General features: G+C 71.5%; 14 protein-coding genes. 3 read left to right on the top strand and 11 right to left on the bottom strand.

Annotation, left to right across the window (positions count from 1 at the left end; genetic code table 11):
• The 4 genes from AQJ58_RS35050 to AQJ58_RS35035 all read right to left on the bottom strand — a co-directional run.
• A partial coding sequence (locus tag AQJ58_RS35050; protein ID WP_159056367.1) for a flavodoxin-dependent (E)-4-hydroxy-3-methylbut-2-enyl-diphosphate synthase occupies positions 1-463 on the bottom strand: 463 nt, incomplete at its 3' end.
• A 172-nt stretch (positions 464-635) separates the two neighbouring features.
• Positions 636-1,940 (bottom strand): M50 family metallopeptidase, encoded by a 1,305-nt coding sequence (locus tag AQJ58_RS35045; RefSeq protein ID WP_067257618.1) that lies wholly within the window; start codon positions 1,938-1,940, stop codon positions 636-638.
• Entirely contained in the window at positions 1,937-3,190 is a 1,254-nt protein-coding gene (gene dxr / locus AQJ58_RS35040) for a 1-deoxy-D-xylulose-5-phosphate reductoisomerase (protein ID WP_067257615.1), read from the bottom strand. Before dxr ends, AQJ58_RS35045 begins: the two co-directional genes overlap by 4 nt.
• A gap of 127 nt (positions 3,191-3,317) precedes the next feature.
• A complete protein-coding gene (locus AQJ58_RS35035) occupies positions 3,318-5,294 on the bottom strand; it encodes an acyl-CoA dehydrogenase family protein (protein ID WP_199844758.1) in 1,977 nt (658 codons plus the stop codon).
• Between the two features lie 388 nt (positions 5,295-5,682).
• Here AQJ58_RS35035 and AQJ58_RS35030 point away from each other — a divergent pair, with 388 nt between their 5' ends.
• Positions 5,683-6,690: a LacI family DNA-binding transcriptional regulator gene (locus AQJ58_RS35030; protein ID WP_067257613.1), complete on the top strand. Its 1,008-nt coding sequence runs from the start codon at positions 5,683-5,685 to the stop codon at positions 6,688-6,690.
• Between the two features lie 83 nt (positions 6,691-6,773).
• Positions 6,774-8,831 (top strand): glycoside hydrolase family 31 protein, encoded by a 2,058-nt coding sequence (locus AQJ58_RS35025; protein WP_067257610.1) that lies wholly within the window; start codon positions 6,774-6,776, stop codon positions 8,829-8,831.
• A 109-nt stretch (positions 8,832-8,940) separates the two neighbouring features.
• Here the strand turns inward: AQJ58_RS35025 and AQJ58_RS35020 are convergent, their stop codons facing one another.
• The 7 genes from AQJ58_RS35020 to AQJ58_RS34995 all read right to left on the bottom strand — a co-directional run bounded on the left by AQJ58_RS35020 (position 8,941) and on the right by AQJ58_RS34995 (position 18,374).
• Positions 8,941-9,654, bottom strand: coding sequence for a glycoside hydrolase family 12 protein (locus AQJ58_RS35020; RefSeq protein ID WP_067257608.1), 714 nt, complete (start codon positions 9,652-9,654; stop codon positions 8,941-8,943).
• A gap of 36 nt (positions 9,655-9,690) precedes the next feature.
• Positions 9,691-11,889, bottom strand: a complete 2,199-nt coding sequence (locus AQJ58_RS35015) for a glycosyl hydrolase family 95 catalytic domain-containing protein (protein WP_067257607.1) — start codon at positions 11,887-11,889, stop codon at positions 9,691-9,693.
• Positions 11,886-13,868, bottom strand: a complete 1,983-nt coding sequence (locus tag AQJ58_RS35010; protein ID WP_067257605.1) for a beta-galactosidase — start codon at positions 13,866-13,868, stop codon at positions 11,886-11,888. The genes AQJ58_RS35015 and AQJ58_RS35010 overlap by 4 nt, the downstream gene beginning before the upstream one ends.
• A complete protein-coding gene (locus tag AQJ58_RS41890) occupies positions 13,865-14,185 on the bottom strand; it encodes a hypothetical protein (protein ID WP_079079418.1) in 321 nt (106 codons plus the stop codon). Before AQJ58_RS41890 ends, AQJ58_RS35010 begins: the two co-directional genes overlap by 4 nt.
• Before the next feature lie 484 nt (positions 14,186-14,669).
• Complete coding sequence (locus tag AQJ58_RS35005; protein WP_067257603.1) at positions 14,670-15,596, bottom strand: carbohydrate ABC transporter permease; 927 nt, start codon at positions 15,594-15,596, stop codon at positions 14,670-14,672.
• The gene (locus tag AQJ58_RS35000) at positions 15,593-16,627 is read right to left on the bottom strand and encodes an ABC transporter permease (RefSeq protein ID WP_067257599.1); all 1,035 of its coding nucleotides are present in this window, start codon (positions 16,625-16,627) and stop codon (positions 15,593-15,595) included. The genes AQJ58_RS35005 and AQJ58_RS35000 overlap by 4 nt, the downstream gene beginning before the upstream one ends.
• A gap of 28 nt (positions 16,628-16,655) precedes the next feature.
• Complete coding sequence (locus AQJ58_RS34995; protein ID WP_067257597.1) at positions 16,656-18,374, bottom strand: extracellular solute-binding protein; 1,719 nt, start codon at positions 18,372-18,374, stop codon at positions 16,656-16,658.
• A gap of 328 nt (positions 18,375-18,702) precedes the next feature.
• On the opposite strand from AQJ58_RS34995, the gene AQJ58_RS34990 reads away from it, so the two are divergent.
• Positions 18,703-21,552, top strand: coding sequence for a glycoside hydrolase family 3 C-terminal domain-containing protein (locus AQJ58_RS34990; protein ID WP_067257594.1), 2,850 nt, complete (start codon positions 18,703-18,705; stop codon positions 21,550-21,552).
• Positions 21,553-21,586: the final 34 nt, after the last annotated feature.

Here is a 21,586-nt window from a genome sequence, read left to right as displayed (position 1 = left end):
GGCGGCGGTCCAGCGAGCCCGCGTTGACGCCGATGCGGATCGGGGTGCCGTGGTCCTTCGCCGCCCTGGCGATCTCGCGCACCTTGTCGTCGAACTGCTTGATGTTGCCCGGGTTCACCCGCACCGCGGCACAGCCCGCCTCGATCGCCGCGAACACGTACTTCGGCTGGAAGTGGATGTCCGCGATCACCGGGATCTGCGACTTCCGCGCGATCGTCGCCAGCGCGTCGGCGTCGTCCTGGGTGGGGCAGGCCACCCGGACGATCTGGCAGCCCGACGCGGTCAGCTCGGCGATCTGCTGGAGCGTCGCACCGATGTCCGACGTACGCGTCGTCGTCATGGACTGGACCGAGACCGGGGCGTCACCGCCCACCGCGACCGAGCCCACCTGGATCTGCCGGCTCTTCCGGCGCTCGGCAACCCTGGTCGGAACGGACGGCATGCCGAGAGAAATCGCAGTCATCTGCTGTGCAACCCCAAGTCGTGGATCAAGGTCCAGGTCCCGTCGATGGCGGGTTTCCAGGTTGTGAGATTACGGCACGGGCCCGGGCGCGAGCACATCCCGGGCCGCCAAACCCACTCGATGGAAGGCGGCCCGGGACACAGGGTCCCGGGCCGCCGCGAACGGATGCCGGCTAGGAGATGCGCACCGGGTTAACGACGTCCGCGATCAGCACCAGGATCGTGAAGCAGACGAAGATGCCGGCCACCACGTACGCCACGGGCATCAGCTTCGCCACGTCGAACGGGCCCGGGTCCGGGCGGCGCAGCACGCGCGCCACGGTGCGGCGCAGCGACTCCCACAGGGCGCCCGCGATGTGCCCGCCGTCGAGCGGGAGCAGCGGGAGCATGTTGAACAGGAACAGGGAGAGGTTGAAGCCGGCGACCACGAACACGGCCATCGCCAGTTGCTGCGAGGCGGGGATGTCCAGGGTGGCGATCTCACCGGTGACGCGGGCCGCGCCGACGATGCCCATCGGGGAGTCGGGCTCGCGGGGGGCGTCGCCGAAGGTCGCGTTCCACAGGGCGGGGATCTTGCCGGGCAGGGCGACGAGGGAGTCGACCGCGTCGCCGACGTGGTCGGTCATCCAGGTCACGGAGTCGCCGAAGTCCTGCTTGACGACGCCGGTGGCGGCGCTGAAGCCGAGGAAGCCGGCCTTGACGTACTGGCCCTGGACGTAGGCACCGCTGGAGTCCTTCTTCGCGACCTGGTTGGTGGCGATGGTGGCGTGCAGGGTGACGTCCTTGCCGCCGCGTTCGACGACGATCGCCACGGTCTTGCCGGCGCTGTCGCGGATGAGGTCGGAGAGCGTGTCCCACTTGGCGGTGGAGACGCCGTCGAAGGAGACGATCTTGTCGCCCTTCTTCAGTCCCGCCGCCTCGGCCGGGGAGGGCTTGTCGGTGCTCTTGCAGGTGTCGCGGTTCTCGCTCTGCGCGATGACGCAGGGCGAGACGGAGGCGACGTTGGTGGTCTCCTGCTGGATGCCGAAGCCCATGAGCACGGTGAGGAACAGGCCGACCGCGAGGATCAGGTTCATGAAGGGGCCGGCGAACATGACGATGACGCGCTTCCACGGCTTGCGCGTGTAGAACATGCGCTGCTCGTCGCCGGGCTGGAGCTCCTCGAAGGCGGCCGAGCGGGCGTCCTCGATCATGCCGCGCCAGGGCGAGGTGGAGCGGGCGGTGACCCGGCCGTCCTCACCGGGCGGGAACATGCCGATCATGCGGATGTAGCCGCCGAGCGGGATGGCCTTGATGCCGTACTCGGTGTCGCCCTTCCGGCGCGACCAGAGGGTCGGGCCGAAGCCGACCATGTACTGGGGCACGCGGATGCCGAACATCTTCGCCGTGGACAGGTGGCCCAGCTCGTGCCAGGCGATCGAGAAGAGCAGGCCCACGAAGAAGACCAGAATCCCGAGGATGAACATCAGGGTCGTCATGCACGGGCCTCCGCCGTCTGCGCCGTCAGTTCCTGTGCCCGGGCGCGTGCCCAGGTCTCCGCTTCGAGGACGTCCGACACGGTGAGTGAAGTTCCCGTGGCCGGGGTGCCGTGTTCCTCGACGACCCTGGTCACGGTCTCCATGATCCCGTTGAACGGCAGTGCGCCGGTGCGGAAGGCCTCCACACACTCCTCGTTGGCGGCATTGAACACCGCCGGGGCCGTCCCGGCGAGCTCGCCCACGTGCCGGGCGAGGTTCACCGAGGGGAAGGCCTCGTTGTCGAGCGGGAAGAACTCCCAGGTCGACGCCGTGCTCCAGTCGAAGGCGGGCGCGGCGTCGGGGACGCGCTGCGGCCAGCCGAGGCCGATGGCGATGGGCCCGCGCATGTCGGGGGGCGTCGCCTGGGCCAGTGTGGATCCGTCCGTGAACTCAACCATCGAGTGGACATACGACTGCGGGTGCACGACCACCTCAATCCGCGAGAAGGGAATGTCGTAGAGGAGGTGGGCCTCGATGACCTCCAGTCCCTTGTTGACGAGGGTCGCGGAGTTGATCGTGATGACCGGGCCCATCGACCAGGTGGGGTGGGCGAGGGCGTCCTGGACGGTGACGTGCGCCAGCTCGGCCCGGGTGCGGCCGCGGAAGGGACCGCCGGAGGCGGTGACGACCAGCTTGCGGACGTCGGCGCGGGTGCCGGCGGCGAGGGCCTGGAAGAGGGCGGCGTGCTCGGAGTCGACCGGGATGATCTGGCCGGGCTTGGCGAGCGCCTTGACCAGCGGGCCGCCGACGATGAGCGACTCCTTGTTGGCGAGCGCGAGGGTGCGGCCCGCCTCCAGGGCGGCGAGGGTGGGCGCGAGGCCGATGGAGCCCGTGATGCCGTTGAGGACGGTGTGGCAGTCGGAGGCGGCGAGAAGCGTGGCGGCGTCCGGTCCCGCGAGGATCTCGGGGAGTGGCTCCGAGGCACCGTACGCGGCGGCGAGCGCCTCGCGCAGGGCGGGGACGGCGTCCTCGCGGGCGACCGCGACGGTCCGCACCCGCAGCCGGCGGGCCTGCTCGGCCAGGAGGGCGACCCGGCCGCCGTTGGCGGACAGGCCGGTGACCCGGAACCGGTCGGGGTTGCGCAGCACGAGGTCGACGGCCTGGGTGCCGATCGATCCGGTGGCGCCGAGGATCACCACGTCCTTGGGGCCGTCGCCCGCGACGGGGTCGTAGACGAGATGAGGGTCGGCGAGGGGGGCTGGAACGCTCATCCCCCCATTGTTGCCTGGCCCGCGATCCGTCAGGCCCATGGGTCACCGGGACCGGACGGTGTCCGCACACCAGGACGACCCGGACGACCGGCCGCGTGGGCGGCCGGCCGTCCGGGCTCCGGGTCCGTCACGGGATGCGGCGGTGGACGTTCTCCCGTTCGCTGGGTCCCGGTGTGGTGTCGGCGATCCACGGGCCGTCGCCCGAGGGGTCGATCACACCCTCCTCCAGCCAGGTGTGGGCGCCCGCGAGGACGTCCTTGACGACCTTGCGGTCGACGTCGTCGGTGTTGCTCCACAGGCGGGTGAAGAGGTCGTCGACGCGCAGCCGGGACTGGCGGCAGAAGGCGTCGGCCAGGCGGTAGGCCTCCCGGCCGTGTTCGCCGCGGGTGCGCAGCAGTTCGGCGCGCACGCAGGCCGCGCTCATCGCGAAGAGTTCCGCGCCGATGTCGACGATCCGGCCGAGGAAGCCCTGCTTGGTCTCCATCCGGCCCTGCCAGCGGGACATGGCGTAGAAGGTGGAGCGGGCGAGCTTGCGGGCGTGCCGTTCGACGAACCGCAGATGCGCGGAGAGGTCGACGCCGCCGTACTTGAAGCCGGTGTACGACGACGGCAGCTGGCCCGGTCCGGCGACCAGCTTCGGGAGCCACTTGGCGTAGAAGACGCCGGCGTTGGCGCCCGCCCTGGCCTTGTCCTGGAGGGACTTCTCGGGGTCGATGAGGTCGCCGGCGACGGAGAGGTGGGCGTCGACGGCCTCGCGGGCGATGAGGAGGTGCATGATCTCGGTGGAGCCCTCGAAGATGCGGTTGATGCGCAGGTCGCGCAGGAGCTGTTCGGCGGGGACCGCCCGTTCGCCGCGGGCCCTGAGCGAGTCGGCCGTCTCGAAGCCGCGGCCGCCGCGGATCTGGATGAGTTCGTCGGCCATCCGCCAGCCCATCTCGGAGGCGAAGAGCTTGGCCAGCGCGCCCTCGATGCGGATGTCGTTGCGGTCCTCGTCGGCCATCTGGGACGACAGGTCGAGAACCGCCTCCAGGGCGAAGGTGGTGGCGGCGATGAAGCTGATCTTCGAGCCGACGGCCTCGTGGTCGGCGATCGGCTTGCCCCACTGCTCGCGGGCGGTGGACCACTCGCGGGCGATCTTCAGCGACCACTTGCCGGCGGCGACGCAGGACGCGGGCAGGGAGAGCCGGCCGGTGTTGAGGGTGGTGAGGGCGATCTTGAGGCCGGAGCCCTCGGGGCCGATGCGGTTCGCGGCGGGGACGCGGACCCGGTGGAAGCGGGTGACGCCGTTCTCGATGCCGCGCAGGCCCATGAACGCGTTGCGGTTCTCCACGGTGATGCCGGGCGAGTCGCTCTCCACGACGAAGGCGGAGATGCCGCCGGGGTGGCCCTCGCTCTTCGGGACGCGGGCCATCACGACCAGGAGGTCGGCGACGACGCCGTTGGTCGTCCACAGCTTGACGCCGTCGAGGACGTAGTCGTCGCCGTCGGGCACCGCGCTGGTGGCGAGGCGGGCCGGGTCGGAGCCGACGTCCGGCTCGGTGAGCAGGAAGGCGCTGATCGCCGTGGTGGCGCAGCGCGGCAGGAAGGCCTGCTTCTGCTCGGGGGTGCCGAACATCTTCAGCGGCTGCGGGGCGCCGATCGACTGGTGGGCCGAGAGCAGCACGCCGACGGCGGGGCTGGCCGAGCCGACCAGGGCCAGCGCCTTGTTGTAGTACACCTGGGTGAGGCCGAGACCGCCGTACTTGGGGTCGATCTTCATGCCGAGGGCGCCGAGTTCCTTGAGGCCGCTGACGACCTCGTCGGGGATCCGGGCCTCGCGCTCGATCAGCGCCCCGTCGATCCGCGTCTCGCAGAACGCGCGGAGCTTGGTGAGGAACTGCTCGCCGCGCCGGACGGCCTCGTCGGTGGGGAGCGGATGGGGGTGGATCAGGTCCAGCCGGAACCGGCCCAGGAACAGTTCCTTGGCGAAGCTGGGCTTGCGCCAGTCCTGTTCCCGGGCGGCCTCCGCCACCTGGCGTGCCTCACGCTCGGTGACGGTGGGTTTCTTCAGGGGTGGTGCGGACAAGAGGCTCACCTCGCCGCGAATCGGGATCATGGACCACATCGGTTACCGATGGGTGCTACTCGATCGTTGGTACCCGATCCGGGACGACCCCGCCACCCTTCGCGTGCCCCCGCGGGCCCGTCCCGGCCCCGGGGCGACGGCGGACGGCCCGGTGTCCGGACCGGCCGTGCACCGCGGGACCCCGGCGCGGGGCTTGGGCCGTACGAGTGCCCGGGGAAGCCGTCCGGGCCGTCCTCCCGCAGCCGCGGGGCGGAAAGACGCCGCACTCGCGCTTCACGTGGCGCTCGCGACGCGTTGCCGAAGCTTGTCGAAGCGCTTCGACATCCTATGGACACCCACCTCCGCTGGAGCTACTGTCGAACCACCCTCACACCGTCATGTACACCCTGCGCACTGTCGAAGCGCTTCACAAAGCTGGGAGAGCTGGATGGTCACCCTCGCCGAGGTCGCCCAGCACGCCGGAGTCTCGGCGAGCACGGTGAGCTATGTCCTCAGTGGCAAGCGGTCCATCTCCACGACCACCCGGCAGCGGGTCGAGCAGAGCATCCGCGAGCTGGGCTACCACCCGAACGCGGGCGCGCGGGCGCTGGCCAGCAGCAGGTCGAACATCATCGCGCTGATGATCCCGCTGCGCACCGACATGTACGTGCCGGTGATGATGGAGATCGCCATCGCGGTGGCCACCACGGCCCGCACCCACGGCTACGACGTGCTGCTGCTCACCGGCGAGGAGGGCCCCGACGCGGTGCGGCGGGTCACCGGCAGCGGGCTCGCCGACGCCATGATCCTGATGGACGTCCAGCTCGACGACGAACGGCTGCCGCTGCTGCGGCAGACGGACCGGCCCTCGGTCCTGATCGGACTGCCCGCCGACACCACCGGTCTGACCTGCGTCGACCTCGACTTCACGGCGACCGGCGCCCTGTGCGTGGAGCATCTGGCCGCGCTCGGCCACCGCGACGTCGCCGTCATCGGCGAGGCGCCCGCGGTGTACGAGCGGCACACCGGCTTCGCCGAGCGCACGCTCGACGGACTGCGCTCCCGCGCCCGGGAGACGGGGGTACGGCTGCTGCACCGCCCCTGTGAGGGCGGGTACGACGCGATGGCCGTGACCCTCGCCCGGATCCTGGACGAACGCCCGGGCACGACCGGGTTCGTCGTGCAGAACGAGTCGGCGGTCGAACCGCTGCTCGCCCTGCTGCGCCAGCAGGGCCGGGCCGTCCCCGAGGACGTCTCCGTGGTCGCGATCTGCCCCGAGCAGGTCGCCGTCCAGGCCTCGGTGCGGCTGACCTCGGTCGCCATCCCCGCCCAGGAGATGGGCCGGCACGCCGTGGAGCGTCTCGTGGCCAAGCTCGACGACCGGGGGACGGACGACGTCGTGCTGATCGAACCGGAGTTGACGGTCCGGGCGAGCACCGGCCCGGCCGCGCACTGAGGTCTCCCCCGCTCTCCCCTCCCCGTTGTGCCACGCCAGGACACCCCCATGTCCGCACTCCTCCAGGAGCACAGGAGCCCCTCGTGAATCAGCCTGCCGAAAACCGGACCAGTCACGGCACGGTCAGCCTCGCGCAGTCCTCCCCCACCGTCGGCACCTTCCGGGAGCGGGACGGGGCGCTGGAGTGGAGCGGCCGCCAGGAGACCCTCCGGATCGAGCCCTGGGGGCCGGACGCGGTCCGGGTCCGCGCCCGGCTCGGCGGTCCCGTGCTCGACGGACTGCCGGGCGCCCTGCTGGACGCGGCGCCGCCGACGCCGTACACGGTCAAGACCGAGGACGGGCGGGGGGTGCTGACCGTCGGCGGGCTCACCGTCGAGGTCGACGCCGAGGGCCTGATCCGCTTCCTGCGCACCGGCGACGGCGGCGAGGTGCTGGCCGAGGAGCGCGCCCACTTCTGGTGGCCCGGCCCGCGGCTCTACACGGCCGTCGGCAACGGGTACCACCGGCTGGAGCAGCGGTTCGCCGCGTACGAGGACGAGAAGCTGTACGGGCTCGGCCAGCACCAGCACGGGCGCTTCGACCAGAAGGGACTGGTCCTGGACCTGGTCCAGCGCAACGCCGAGGTCGGCATCCCGGTGCTGTCGTCCAGCCGCGGCTACACCCTGCTGTGGAACAACCCGGCGATCGGCCGGGTGGAGCTGGCCGGCAACGGCACCCGCTGGGTGGCCGACTCCGCCCGGCAGATCGACTACTGGATCACGGCGGGCACCCCGGCCGACGGGCAGCGCCGCTACAGCGCCGTGACGGGCCGCACGCCGATGCTGCCGGAGTGGGCGGCGGGTTTCTGGCAGTGCAAGCTGCGCTACCGCACCCAGGACGAACTCCTCGCCGTGGCCCGCGAGTACAAGCGCCGGGGTCTGCCGATCTCCGCGATCGTCTGCGACTTCTTCCACTGGACACACCTCGGGGACTGGACGTTCGACCTGACGGAGTGGCCCGACCCGGCAGGGCTGGTGCGGGAGTTGGCGGAGCTGGGCATCAAGCTGGTGGTGAGCGTGTGGCCTTCGGTGTCGCCGCTGAGCGAGAACCACCGGCTGATGGAGCAGCGCGGCCACTTCATCGGCACCCAGTACGGGCCGCTGGCGCACGCCGACTGGCCGGACAAGGAGGTCGCCTCCACGGTCCAGGTGGCGTTCTACGACGCGACGAACCCGGAGGCCCGGGAGTTCGTGTGGTCACGCGTCCGGGACAACTACCTGGCGCCGTACGGCATCACGGCCTTCTGGCTGGACGCCTGCGAGCCCGAGCTGAAGCCGGGCTTCCAGGAGAACCTGCGCTACTGGGCGGGCCCCGGCCTGGAGGTCGGCAACCTCTACCCGGCGGAGAACGCCCGTACCTTCTACGAGGGCCTGCGCGCCGAGGGCGAGGAGGTCCTCACGCTCAACCGGTCGGCGTGGGCGGGCAGTCAGCGCTGGGGCGCGGCCCTGTGGTCGGGTGACATCGGCACCGACTTCCCGACCCTGCGCCGGCAGATCGCGGCCGGCCTCAACACCGCGCTGTCGGGCATCCCCTGGTGGAACACGGACATCGGCGGCTTCCACGGCGGCGACCCGGACGACCCGGCGTACCGCGAGGTGATGGTCCGCTGGTTCCAGTTCGGCGCGCTGTCCCCGCTGATGCGGCTGCACGGGTTCCGCGACCCGGGCATGCCGCTCGGGCCGGACATGACCGGTGGCCCGAACGAGGTGTGGTCGTACGGCGAGGAGGCGGGCACGGTCCTGGAGAAGTACCTGCGGCTGCGCGAGCGGCTCAAGCCGTACGTCCTCGACGTCATGCGGGAGGCCCACGAGGAGGGGCTGCCGCCGATGCGGCCGCTGTTCCTGGAGTTCCCGGACGACCCGGCGGCCTGGTCGGTCGACGACTCCTACCTGTTCGGCCGGGACCTGCTGGTCGCCCCGGTGCTGGAGGCGGGGGCCAGGGAGCGCACGGCGTACCTTCCGGCGGGGGCGCGCTGGACGGACGCGTGGACGGGTGAGGCGTACGAGGGCGGCGGGTCCGTGACGGTCGACGCGCCGCTGGACCGGATCCCGCTGTTCCTGCGCGACGGGGTGCGGCTGCCGGTTGCCGAATCAGCGTCGTGACACCCGAACCTCTCTGCCGCCAAGGGGAGTTGGTGAGGTGGGCGGCGTGCTGCGGGCCGAGGTCGGCCGGGCGTGAGTGCCCCGGCGCCGGCCCCGGCCCGCCGGTCCGTCAGCTGCTGCTGACGGTCAGGTTGTTGGTGACGAAGTCGAGGCCGCCCAAGGACGAGGTGATCTCGTACCCGAACTGCACGTCACCGATGGTCTCGTTGCCGAACCAGCCCTTGGTGTCCTTGATCCACTTCAGGATCGGCAGGATGTTCACGGTGCCGGACGACGAGTCCGAGGTGCGCAGGAACGAGAACACCGCGTTCGCGCCGTTGGTGCCCTTGTAGACGGTCCAGGTGTGGCCGCCGAGGGTGACGTTGCCCTGGGAGGTGCCGAGGGGACCGACGGCGCCGTGGTAGTTGACCCAGAGCATGATCTCGTAGTCGTGGTCGGTGTCCCAGATGTCGTACGACGTGTTGTACGCGCCGGACGAGGGGACCGTGACGTTGTAGCTGCTGGAGAGCGAGCGGAGGGAGGTGATCGACTTGTTGATCACCTTCTTGGCGTCGGGGTAGGACTTGACGCCGCCGGTGTTGGGGTGGTTGGCGCGGACCCCCCAGTTGGTGCCGGAGTTGGCCCAGACGCACTGGCTGCCGGCGCCGGAGCCCCAGATGTTGTTGTAGAGCGTGTAGCCGTTCAGGCTGGTGTTGCCCCACTGGTCGCAGGTGCTCCAGACGGCGGCCGAGGCGGGGGCGGAGGCGAGGGCGACGGTCGCGCCGAGGGCCAGGGTGGGGGCGATCAGGGCCTTGGCGACCCTGCCGAGCGTGCGTGGTGCCATGGTGTCCCTTCCATGGGTGGGGGGAGGTGCGCGGAGTTACCACGTCCCCGTGGTGAGGACGTGTTCTTCGCCGGCGACGAGGTCGAGCGGTTGGGCGTCGCCTGCGGAAGTCCGGACGTCGATGCGGAGGCTGCGCGTGGGCCGGAGGACCGCCGTGGCGCCGCCGGGCCCCCAGGAGAGGTCGAGTCCGGCGCCGAAACGGGTGCGGATGCCCCGCAGTTCGCCTGCCGGGAGCGCGGACGGGCGGGCCGGGAAGAGCACCAGCCGGTCGGGGGTGGAGTGCACGAGGGCCTCGATCAGCACGCCGGGCAGGGTGTGCGCGGCGTCCGCGTTGTAGACGTCGCGGTGGGGGTAGTGGGCGCTCATCAGGGAGGCGTGGAAGAAGTCGCCGTCCAGCACCTGGTCGAGGGCGTGGGCGACGTGCCGGCCGTCGCGCAGCCGGGCAGCGATCAGGGCGTGGTGGAGGTGGCCGTGCGCGGAGTCGTTCTCGGCGCCGCGCAGGACGAGCGCGCGGTGGGCGGCGGCCGCGAGCTCCGGGGTGTCGTACGGGGTGATCTCGTCGAGCGGCCAGACTCCGTAGAGGTGGCTGAGGTGGCGGTGGTCGTAGCTGTCGTCGAGGCCCGGCCTCGCCCACTCGGCGAGGGCGCCGTCGGCGTTGACCCGGTGCGGGGGGAGGCGGTCGGCCAGGGCGCGCCAGCGGGCGGCCTCGGCCGGGTGGCGGTCGGCGGCGGTGAGCAGCGCGTGCCGGGCCGCCGAGAGGTCCATGGCGGCGTTCAGCGCGCCCCAGCTCGCGTTCGCGGGCCGGTTCTCCGGCGAGTAGGAGGGCACGACGACGAGGGGCCCGTCGGGGTCGGCGGGGTCGGTGCGGGTGAGGAAGTCCTCGTAGAAGCGGGCGACCTCGGCGAGGGCGGCGGTGGTGCGCGGGTCGTGGGCGCCCCGGGTCTCGTCGTGGTCGACGAGGGGCTTGAGCAGCCAGTCGGCGCCGGCCGTCCACAGGTGCAGCGGGTACTCGCGTTCGAAGTGGTACGTCAGCCCGGACTCGCCGTCGGTGTGGGCGGGCGCGACCACGCCCCGGGCGCCGAAGACCGCGCGGGCGTTCTCCCGCCAGTCGTCGAGCTGCCGGTGGATCAGGGAGGCGAGCGCGTCGGTGACCTCGGGGAGGGCCGCGGCCGCGGCTGAGGAGGTCTGGAGGTTGAGGTTGGCGTCGTTGGTGAACGCGCCGGACCAGGCGGTGTCCCAGTCGCCGGTCCACAGGCCCGTCAGGCGGGGCGGGTTGTGGCCGGACGAGGACAGCAGGTGGTAGCGGCCGGCGGCGAAGAGGCGCTCGAGGAGTGCCGTGCTGCGGGGGTGTTTGAGCAGCTCGGAGCCGGGGAGGGCGCGCTCGTCGGGGTCGGCGCGCAGATCGAGGCTGACGCGTTCGTAGGCGGTGCGGTGCAGGGCGAGATGCCGGTCGAGGAGGTCCTCGTAGGTGTCCGGGAGGGCGGCCAGGGCGCGCTGCTCCGCGGTGACGTCGAGGTCGCCGGTGTGGCGGCGCACCCGGGTGAGGAGGAGGACGGACGCGGCGCCGGTGATCCGCACCCCGGCAGGGGTGAGGGAGGCGCTGCCGCCGGTGACGGCGACGAGGGTGACCCCGGTGTAGGCGCGGTCGCTGTCGGGGTAGCGGACGCGCAGGGTGAGCAGGGCGCCGCCCGGGGTGAGGGCCTCTTCGTGGCCGACGGCGAGGCCGGCGGGCGCGCCGGGGAGCCGGTGGTCGAGGGAGATGTCCAGGTCACGGGCGGTGACGTGCTGGACGATCACGTCGTCGGCGCGGGAGACGAAGACCTTGCTGGTCCAGTCCCCGCAGGTGGCCGTGGTCTCGCCGGTCGTGAAGTCGACGCCGCGGCGGTAGCGGGGCGGTTCGGCCGGCGTGACCGGGGCGGACCGGCGCAGCCGGATCTGGAAGGCGGGGTGGAAGGGCTGGACCCACAGGAGGGGGCGGTGGTCGGTGAAGGACTCCGCGGCCGTGAGGTCGCCGGCGAGCAACCGGTCCTGGAGAGCCGGGAGGTCCGCGGCCAGCTCGGGCGGGCGGGCGTGTTCGGAGCCGTTGGGGCGGACCAGGGTGTGATGGGTGACGATGACCCGGTCGTCGTCCGGATCGCCGAACGCGAGGGTGCCGTGGTGGCCGTTGCCGCTGAGGAAGGCGTCCTCCCAGCGGGCGGCGGGGGTCGGCTCCCAGGAGCCGTGCGTGACCGTCATGGGCGCAACACCATCACGCCGTGGCGGTCCAGGAGTACCCGCCCCCTGAGCTTCTCTCCGGTGAGCAGGTCGGTGTGGGTGCCGGGGACGTCGACGGTGACCGGCTCACGGCGGTGGTTGAGGAGGAACAGCAGCTCACCGCGGCGCACGGCCTCGACCCGGTCGGGGAGCCCGTCGAGGACCGGGCGGACCCCGGCCGCGGCGGCGATGCGGGCCGTCAGCGCGCGCAGGGCGGCGGGCTCCGGGAGGGTGGAGACGTACCAGGCGCGGTCGCGGCGCAGGACGGCGGGGAAGCCGTCCAGCTCGCCGCCGCCGGTGTAGCGGGCCTCGACCGCGCCGGGCTCGGCCTCCAGCTCCTCCGACCACAGGGTCCCGAGGAAGCCCTCGCAGGCGACGGTCTCCCCCGGCTCCAGCGGCCACCATTCGTGCAGGACGCGGATGCCGAACAGGTCGCGCAGCCGGGGATCCATGCCGCCGGGGCGGATCCGGTCGTCCTCGTCGGCGACCCCGGTGAGGAAGCCCGAGACCAGGGTGCCGCCGGCCCGGACGTGGGCGAGCAGGTTCTCGACGGCCGGGTCGGTCAGCGCGTAGAGCTGGGGGACGACCACGAGCCGGTAGCGGGTGAGGTCGTGCTCGGGGTGGGCGAAGTCGGTGGCGAACCCGGCCTCCCACAGGGCGCGGTGCCAGGCGTGCAGGACGGCCGCGTGGTCGACGTGGGCGGAGGGGCGGCCCTCCTGGGCGGAGGCCCACCAGGCGTGCCAGTCGTGGAGGATCGCGATGTCGGCGTGCAGGTGGCTGCCGGCCACCGCGGGGCCGATCGCGGCGAGTTCGGCGCCGAGCCGTTTGACCTCCTGGAAGGTGCGGCCCCGCTCCCCCGCGTGGCCGAGCATGCCGGAGTGGAACTTCTCGGCGCCCTGGCGGGACTGGCGCCACTGGAAGTAGCAGACGGCGTCCGCGCCCCGGGCGACGGCCTGGAAGGACCACAGGCGGTTGAGGCCGCGCGGCTTGGGGTGGTTCACCCCACGCCAGTTGACGGGGCCGGCCGCCTGTTCCATCAGCATCCAGGGGCCGCGCGCCTGGGAGCGGGTGAGGTCCTGCACGAGGGCGCCGTGCTGCGCGCCGAGCGGGTCCCTGGGGTCGGGGTAGAGGTCGACGGAGACGACGTCCTCCTCCTCCGCCCAGCGCCAGCCGTCCTGTCCGGGGAACAGCGGCATGAAGTTGGTGGTGACCGGGATGTGCGGGGTGTGCCGGGCGACGATGTCCCGCTCGGCGGTGTAACACTCCAGGAGCATGTCGGAGGTGAAGCGCCGGAAGTCGAGCACCTGGGTCGGGTTCTTCAGGTAGTGCGGGGTGCGGGGCGGCAGGACGGTGTCCCAGCTGTGGTGGCCCTGGCTCCAGAAGGCGGTGCCCCAGGCGGTGTTGAGCGCGTCCAGGGTGCCGTACCTCGCGCGCAGCCAGCGGCGGAAGCGGGCGGCCGCCTCGTCGCCGAAGTCGGCCGTGCAGTACTCGTTGCTGATGTGCCACATGGTCAGGGCGGGGTGGCCGGCGTAGCGGGCGGCGAGGGCCTCGGTGATGGCGGCGGCGTGGCTGCGGTAGGCGGCGCTGGAGTGGGAGAAGTGCTGCCGGCCGCCCCACCACTCGGTCCGGCCGTCCTCGGTGACGGGCAGGGAGTCCGGGTGGAGCCGGCCGAGCCAGGGCGGCGGGGAGGAGGTGGGGGTGGCGAGGACGACCCCGACGCCGTGCGCGTGCAGCAGGTCCATGACCCGGTCGAGCCACCCGAACTCACGGGCCCCGGGCCGGGGTTCCAGCGTGGCCCAGGAGAAGACGCCGACGGTGACGGAGGTGACGCCCGCCTCGCGCATCAGCCGGGCGTCCTCGGGCCAGGTCTCCTCGGGCCACTGCTCGGGGTTGTAGTCGCCGCCGAAGAGGACGCGGCCCCGGGTGGCGTCGGCGAGGGTCGGCCTGCCGCCCGTGCTCACCGGACGGGCTCGCCGTACTGGATGCCCCGTCCGTTGGTGGCGAGGTAGACCCGGCCGCACACCCGCGGATCACCGACAATGACCTCGCCGGTCCGGCCCCACCGGTGGTGGTCGTCGTTGATGCGCACCCAGGTCTTCGCGGTGTCGTCGGAGCGGTGGACGGCGGTGATGTCCGTGCGGGCGTAGGCGGGGCCACAGGCGGATGTGCTGTGAGCAGGAGGCGGTTGAGGGCAGTTGAGAGCGTTCTGGCGAGTCTGAGTGAGTCTCCGGGCGGTGGCGGGGGCATGTCCCCGGGTGAGGAACGGGAGTTCTCGCATCGAATGCCTGACCTTCGCGGATGGTGGTCGTTGGATGTGGTGACGGATTTCTGCGACACCGGGTCGGGGGTGAGTGGGATGGGTGGGCTGCGGGAGGTGGCGGCGCCGTTCGTGGTGCCCGGCCCCTCGGGGGTCGCGATCCGCACCCGGCTCAAGGGCCTGACCTCCGGGGACGAGAAGGTACTGTGCCTGGTCGGCGAACAGGACTCACTCCCGCTCAGTCTTCAGGAACGGTGGAAGAGGACGACGGTGACGAAGCCGGTGCCGGCCAGGACGGTGCGGCGGGTGACGTGCATGGGGGGACCTCGGGGAGTCGTAGGGGCGGACGTGGGGTGCTGGGGGGGTGGGTTTCGCTCGCCCGCGCTTGCGGGGTGCCGCTGCGCCCACCCGTGCCGCCCCAGCGGCACGACTGCCCGCAGCTCCGTAGGGTTTTCAGGGGCGCGGGGAACTGCGCGATCAGCCCCCACGCACCCGCATCCGGGGCTCAGCCCTTGACCGCCCCCGTCAGCATCCCCTTCTTGAAGTGCTTCTGGACGAACGGGGACAGGACGGCCACCGGCAGCAACGCCATCACCATCACCGCCATCTGCACGGCCAGCCCCGACAGCTCACCGGTCTTGATGGCCTGCCCCAGCCCCACCGGCGCCTCCTGCTTCTGCACCAGCTGGATCATGACGTTCTGGAGCGGCATCATGTCCTGGTCGTTGAGGTAGAGGGAGGCGTTGAACCAGGCGCTCCAGTACCCCACCGCGTAGAACAGCGTGATGACCGCCAGCACCGCCCGCGACAGCGGCATGACGATCTGCCAGAGGATCCGGACGTCCCCGGCCCCGTCGATCCGGGCGCTGTCGATCAGTTCCTGCGAGATGCCCATGAAGAAGCCCCGCAGGACGAGGATGTTGAAGACGCTGACCGCGCTGGGCAGGATCAGCGCCAGGTAGGTGTCGGTCAGGCCGAGCGACTGGACCAGCAGGTACGTCGGAATGAGACCGGCGCTGAAGAACATCGTGGCCAGCAGGAGCAGCAGCAGCCAGCGGTGTCCCAGTGAGCCCGAGCGCGAGAGGCCGTAGGCGCACAGGACGGACACCGACATCGAGAACAGGGTGCCGACCAGGGTGACGAGGACGCTGATCACCGCGGCCCGCGTCACCTGCCCGCCGCTCAGCAGCTCCCGGTAGGCGACGAAGGTGATGCCCTTGGGGATCATCACCAGCCCGCCCGCCCGGTCGATGGTCCGGCGGGAGGACAGGCTGGTGACGACGACGATCCAGATCGGGAAGAGGATCCCGAGGCAGGCCAGCGCGAGGACCAGCCCCTTGCCCGCCGCCCCCGCCCTGCTGGGCTCCTCCTCCCAGGCCGGCCGGGGCGGGGCGGACCAGGGACGGGTCTTCCTCTCGAGCACCGTGCTCATTTCTTGTACACCCCCTGCTCGCCCATGAGATGGGCCACCTTGTTCGCGGCGAGGACCAGCCCGAGGCTGACGACGCCCTTGACCAGCCCGGCGGCGGCCGCGTAGCCGAAGTCCTGGTTGCGCACGCCGTTCCACCAGACGAAGGTGTCGAGGACCTCCGAGGCGCCCGGTCCCACGGCGTCGCGCTGGAGCAGGATCTGTTCGAAGCCCACGGTCAGCGCGTCGCCGACGCGCAGCACCAGCAGCAGCGCGATCACCGGGCGCAGCGCCGGCAGCGTCACGTGCCACATGCGGCGCAGGCGTCCGGCGCCGTCCATCGCGGCGGCCTCGTACAGGTCCGTCGGGACGGAGGACAGCGCGGCGAGGAAGACGATGATCCCCCAGCCGGCGTCCTTCCACACGCTCTCTGCGGTGATCAGGTACTTGAAGGTCTCGGGGTCGGTCATGATGTCGAGACCGTCGTAGCCGTGCCGGCGCAGCAGTTGGGAGAGGATGCCCGCGCCGCCGAAGAGCTGCTGGAACACCGCGATGACCAGCACCCACGAGAAGAAGTGCGGCAGGTAGAGGATCGCCTGCGACAGCGCCCGCACCCGCGGTCTGACCACGCTGTTGATGAGCAGCGCGAGGAGGATGGGGATCGGGAAGTACAGCACCAGCTGGAGGAAGAACAGCACGAGGGTGTTGGTCACCGCGCCGCGGAACGCGGAGTCCTCGACGATGCGCCGGAAGTTCTCCAGGCCCACCCAGGGGCTGTGCAGCATGGAGACGATGCCGTTGTCGCTGAGGTACGGGTCGTAGTCCTGGAACGCGACGATGTTGCCCAGGATCGGCACGTAGTTGAAGAGCAGGACCAGCGCGACGGCCGGCAGGGTCATCAGGAGCAGGACGCGGTCGCGTCGGAACCGCAGGCGCAGGCTCCGTCTCCCCGCGGAGGGCTTCTCCCGGGAGCCGGTGACGTCACCCGACGCCACCGCGGTCCTCGCCGTCTTCTCTGCCTCGGTCCCGCTGCGAGGCACCGTGCTGTGGGACACGGCCGTTCTCCTTGCCTCGGTGCCGGATTCAGCTCGTCGCCGTGCCGTTGTCGTCGAGCAGCTTCTTGTACCAGTCGCGCAGGGCGTCGCCGCCCTTGCTCTTCCAGTCGGAGACGGCCTGCTGCATGTCGCTGATCTTCTTGCGGCCGCGGGTGATGTCGTCCTCGAGCTGCTCGAAGTCGTTGGAGAGGTTGGTGTAGCGGGCGGGCTCGGTGATCTGCATGCCGAAGAAGGAGGACTTCTTGGTGAAGCCGCCCATGCGCTGCTGCCACTCGACCTGCGCCTTGGTGACCTCGGGGAAGTCGGGGTGCGCCAGGGTGGCCGCGGGGCTGGCGACCATGACATAGGCGTTGAGGACCTCGTTGTTGCCCTGGTCGGTCTTGACCGGGACGCCGTCCTTGACGGTGTAGTGGGTGCCCTCCACGCCGTAGTTGGTCATCATGTACTCCTTGGTGCCGTACGGCGCGGCGGTGACGTTGGCGACGGCCAGCACGTCACGGACGACCGACTCGGACGCCTTCTTGTTGACGAAGGCGAAGATGCCGGCGGGCTGTTCGGCCCACAGGGACGGGTCACCGCCGTCGTGGCCGTAGACGTCCATGCCCCAGATCTTGAACTCCGGGTTCTGGGTGGCCTGTTCGGCGGTGCGCCCCCACCACTGGCTGATGTTGTTGGAGTAGATGAGGAACTCGCCGGCCGCGAACTTGGGGCCGGGGTCGGGCGCCGTCTTGCCGAGCTTGCCGTCGGGGTGCACCACGCCCGCGGCGAAGAGCTTGCGGGTCCACTCCAAGGCCTCTAGGTACTCGTCGGTCTCGATGCGGTTGATCAGCTTGCCGTCGACGAGGTTCCAGCCCAGCGGCTTCTCGCTGCCGGAGAACACGCCGAACATCTGCCAGGCGGTCCACTTCATGTCCAGACAGGCCCACCGCTTGGCCTTGGCGTTGGTGATCTCCTTGGCCAGGGCCAGGAACTCGTCCGCCGAGCGCGGTAACGCGTACCCCTCCTTGTCGAAGATGTCCTTGCGGTAGAGGGGCACGATGCCGGTGACGTACGACTGGGGCATCGGCAGGCCGCGCAGCTTGCCGCCGAAGATGGAGCGCTGCCAGGCGTCCGTGGGGATGGCGGCGAGGTTCGGGTAGTCCTTGACCGCGTCGCCGGAGAGGTAGGGGCCGAGGTCGGCGAACTTGCTGATGATCGCGCTGGGTATCTTGCCGTTCATGTTCCAGCCGGGGACGACCACCACGTCCGGTACGTCGCTGGAGGCGAGGACCGCGCCGAGCTTCTGGTCGTAGGTGTTGCCGTCCTGGTTCTGCCAGACGACGTCCACGCCGATGAGGTCGTTCATCCCGGTGTAGTAGGCGTTGTCGCCCTTGGGAGGGGAGCCCCAGAACGGCGACATGACGGTGACCTTGCCGCCCTTGCCGAGCTTCTTCGGCACCGAGGTCTTCAGGGTCGCCAGATCGAGCTTGCTGGTGAAGCCGACCGGGGAGCCGTTCTTGGAGGGGATGTCGGGCGTCACGACGTTGCGGGCCACGTACGTCGGCAGGATCTTCTTGGCGTCCTTGCCGGAGGTGGTGCCGTCGCGCGAGCCGCTGTCCGAAGCGCCGCAGGCGGAGAGGAGCGGCAGCCCTCCCGCGACCGCTGCGGTGGCGACCGCCGTGGAGGCGAGGAAGCTTCTCCGGCTCGGGCCGGAGGAGCCGGAAGAGGCGGAAGAGCCGGAAGAGGCGGAAGCGGCGTTCGGCGTCATTGCGTCAACCCTTCGTGGCGCACCAGGACACCCGGCGGTGGCCGTCGGCTGTGGTGTCTCGAGTGGAACTGGCTGAGCCGAAGCGGATCCTCCGACCCCTGTCACGGAGAATGTCCAGTCGAAGCGCTTCGATGTTGCTGCGAGGTTAAGTGAACACCCGGGGGCGCACAAGGGTCGCTCCCAACATTCCTCGGAGGGAGGCGAGGTGACCTGTTCTCATGTCCTGCTTGAAATAACCGTGAGGTGCCCTTGACACCCACTCGCGCCTCGAATGAGCATCGAAGCGCTTCGAAAGCGTCCTCCCCGCTCCCCCGCAAAGGGATTCCACGTGACCGCACTCCCGCCGCCCCCGCCGCCTTTCCGCGATCCGCAGCTGCCGTTCGCGAAGCGCATCGACGATCTGCTGGCGCGTCTCACCCCGGACGAGAAGGTCGCCTTCCTGCACCAGTTCGGGCCCGCCGTGGCGCGGCTCGGCGTCGCCGCGTTCCGCACCGGCCAGGAGGCCCTGCACGGTGTGGCGTGGAGGGGGCCGGCGACGGTGTTCCCGCAGGCCGTCGGACTCGGGGCGACCTGGAACACGGATCTCGTACGGCGGGTCGGCGAGGCGGTGTCCAAGGAGGTCCGGGCGATGCGTGCCCACGACGACCGCGTGGGCCTGAACGTGTGGTCGCCCACGGTCAACCTGCTGCGCCACCCCCTGTGGGGCCGCAACGAGGAGGGCTACTCCGAGGACCCGAAGCTGACCTCGGCGATCGCCACCGCGTACACCCGCGGTCTGCGCGGCGACCACCCGACGTTCTGGCGCACGGCCCCGGTCCTCAAGCACTGGCTGGCCCACAACAACGAGACGGGCCGGGACGTCACCTCCTCCTCGATCCGCCCGCGCGTGCTGCACGAGTACGATCTGCGCGCCTTCAAGGAGACCGTCGAGGCCGGTGCGGTGGCCGGGGTGATGCCGGCCTACAACCTGGTCAACGGCCGCCCCAACCACGTCTCCCCGTACCTGCGCGAGGAGCTGCGCACCTGGACGGACGAGGAGCTGCTCGTCTGCTCGGACGCGGGAGCCCCCTCCAACCTGGTCGACTCCGAGCACTACTTCGACACCCACGAGGAGGCGACGGCGGCCGCGCTCCGGGCGGGCGTGGACAGCTTCACCGACCACGGCACCGACCGCACGAAGATCGTCGGGCGGATCCGGGGGGCGCTGGAGCGGGGTCTGCTGACGGAGGCGGACCTCGACACGGCGATCCGCCGTCAGCTCTCGGTGCGTTTCCGGCTGGGCGAGTTCGACCCGGACGTCGACCCGCACGCGGACACCGGGGAGTTCGACACCCCGGCCCATCGCGCACTCGCCCGGGAGGCCGCCGAGCAGGCGATCGTCCTGCTGCGCAACGACGGGGTCCTGCCGTTGGCGGCCGACACCCGGATCGCGGTCGTGGGCCTGCTCGCCGACGAGTGCAAGCTCGACTGGTACAGCGGCACCCTGATCCACCGCTCCACCCCGCTGGAGGGGCTGTACGAGCGGTTCGGCGCGGAGCGCGTCGAGTTCGCGGAGGGCGTGGACCGGGTCCGCCTGAGGACCTCCGCGGGTACGTTCCTGAAGGTCCCGGCCGCGCCCGAGGCCGCCGACGAGGTGCGCGGCGCCGCGGGCGCCCTGGACCCGGCGCTGCTCGCGGGCCGCACCGACCTGCCGCCGCTGACCGTGGACGACACCGGCACGGAACTCGCCCTCGTCGACTGGGGCGCGGGGGTGCTGACCCTGCGCGCTCCCGACGGCCGGTACCTCTCGGTCGCCGAGGACGGTCTGCTGCGCGCCTCCGCCGACCAGCCGGGCGGCTGGATCGTGCAGGAGACGTTCCGGCTGGAGCCCCACGTGGACGGTCACCTCCTGCGGCACCTGGGAACGGACCGCCCGGTGTGTGTCACCGCCGACGGCGTCCGGGTTGCCGGGGACGGCACCGAGGCCGCGGTCTTCGAGGTGGTCGTGGTCGAGCGCGGTGAGGACGCGGTGGCGCGGGCCGCGGGCCGGGCGGACGTCGTGGTGGTCGTGGCGGGCAACGACCCGCATGTGGGCGGCCGTGAGACCGAGGACCGTACGACCCTGGCCCTGCCCGCCCACCAGGAGCGCATCCTGGCGGCCGCCCGGGCCTCGGGCGTGCGGACGGTGCTGGCGCTGGTGTCGGCGTACCCGTACGCGGTGGAGCCCGGCCGCCTCGGCGCGGTGCTGTGGACGGCGCACGGCGGACAGGCCGGCGGCACGGCCCTCGCCCGGGTGCTGGCCGGTGACGTCTCCCCCGCCGGCCGGCTCCCCCAGACCTGGTACGCCGACGACGCCGATCTCCCCGATCTGCTGGACTACGACGTGATCGGCTCCCGCCAGACCTATCTGTACTTCGAGGGCAGGCCGCTCTTCCCCTTCGGGCACGGGCTGTCGTACGCCTCCTTCTCCTACGCCGACCTGAAGGTGGAGCTGGACGAGGCGGGGGAACGGGCGCGGATCGCCTTCTCGGTCACCAACACCGGGGACATGGCCGCCGACGAGGTGGCCCAGCTCTACACCCGGGCCGTGGACCCGTCGGTGCCCCGGCCGCGCCGCGAGCTGCTCGACCACCGCCGGATCACGCTCGCGCCCGGTGCGACGGCGGCCGTGGCCTTCGACGTCCCGCTCTCCGCTTTCGCGTTCTGGGACATGGCACGCAGGGGCTGGCGGGTGGAGCCGGGCCCGTACGACCTGCTGGTCGGCGGCTCCAGCGAGGACGTCCGGCTGCGCGGGACGCTCGTGCTCGACGGTGAGGCGGCCGTGGCCCGTCCGGCCCGCCGGCTCGGGGTGCCGGCCGCCGACTTCGACGAGCAGAGCGGTACCGAGATCGTCGATCTGACCAGGGTGGCGGGCGACGCGGTGACGCCGGTCGGCGGGGGCTCGGGCGAACTGGTCTACCGGGCCTGCGACTTCGGGACCGGGACGACCGGGGCGACGGTGACGGTGGCCGGGCGGGGCACGGTCGAGCTGTCGCTGGGAGGCGGGGGGTCCACCGCCGTGCTGACGCTCGGGACGCCCACGGCGGGGCCGTACGACTACGTCACCGTCGAGGCGCCCTTCGCCGCCGACGGCGTGCAGGATCTGCACCTCGGGCTGCGCGGCCCGCTGCGGCTCGCGCACGTCGGCTTCTCCGGTTGAGGGTCCGGAGCAGGCCGACGGCAGGAAGGGGTCC

It is taken from the genome of Streptomyces sp. DSM 15324 (genome assembly GCF_001514285.1).
Lineage (GTDB): Bacteria > Actinomycetota > Actinomycetes > Streptomycetales > Streptomycetaceae > Streptomyces.
Note: the sequence above shows the minus strand (reverse complement) of the source record. Positions and strands in the feature narration are given on the sequence as shown.

What these genes read in the sequence shown, in the direction of transcription:
- AQJ58_RS35045 (WP_067257618.1), bottom strand. Translation starts at nt 1,940, where the DNA reads ATGACGACCCTGATGTTCATCCTCGGGATTCTGGTCTTCTTCGTGGGC.
- dxr (WP_067257615.1), bottom strand. Translation starts at nt 3,190, where the DNA reads ATGAGCGTTCCAGCCCCCCTCGCCGACCCTCATCTCGTCTACGACCCC.
- AQJ58_RS35035 (WP_199844758.1), bottom strand. Translation starts at nt 5,294, where the DNA reads ATGTGGTCCATGATCCCGATTCGCGGCGAGGTGAGCCTCTTGTCCGCA.
- AQJ58_RS35030 (WP_067257613.1), top strand. Translation starts at nt 5,683, where the DNA reads ATGGTCACCCTCGCCGAGGTCGCCCAGCACGCCGGAGTCTCGGCGAGC.
- AQJ58_RS35020 (WP_067257608.1), bottom strand. Translation starts at nt 9,654, where the DNA reads ATGGCACCACGCACGCTCGGCAGGGTCGCCAAGGCCCTGATCGCCCCC.
- AQJ58_RS35015 (WP_067257607.1), bottom strand. Translation starts at nt 11,889, where the DNA reads ATGACGGTCACGCACGGCTCCTGGGAGCCGACCCCCGCCGCCCGCTGG.
- AQJ58_RS41890 (WP_079079418.1), bottom strand. Translation starts at nt 14,185, where the DNA reads ATGCGAGAACTCCCGTTCCTCACCCGGGGACATGCCCCCGCCACCGCC.
- AQJ58_RS35005 (WP_067257603.1), bottom strand. Translation starts at nt 15,596, where the DNA reads ATGAGCACGGTGCTCGAGAGGAAGACCCGTCCCTGGTCCGCCCCGCCC.
- AQJ58_RS34995 (WP_067257597.1), bottom strand. Translation starts at nt 18,374, where the DNA reads ATGACGCCGAACGCCGCTTCCGCCTCTTCCGGCTCTTCCGCCTCTTCC.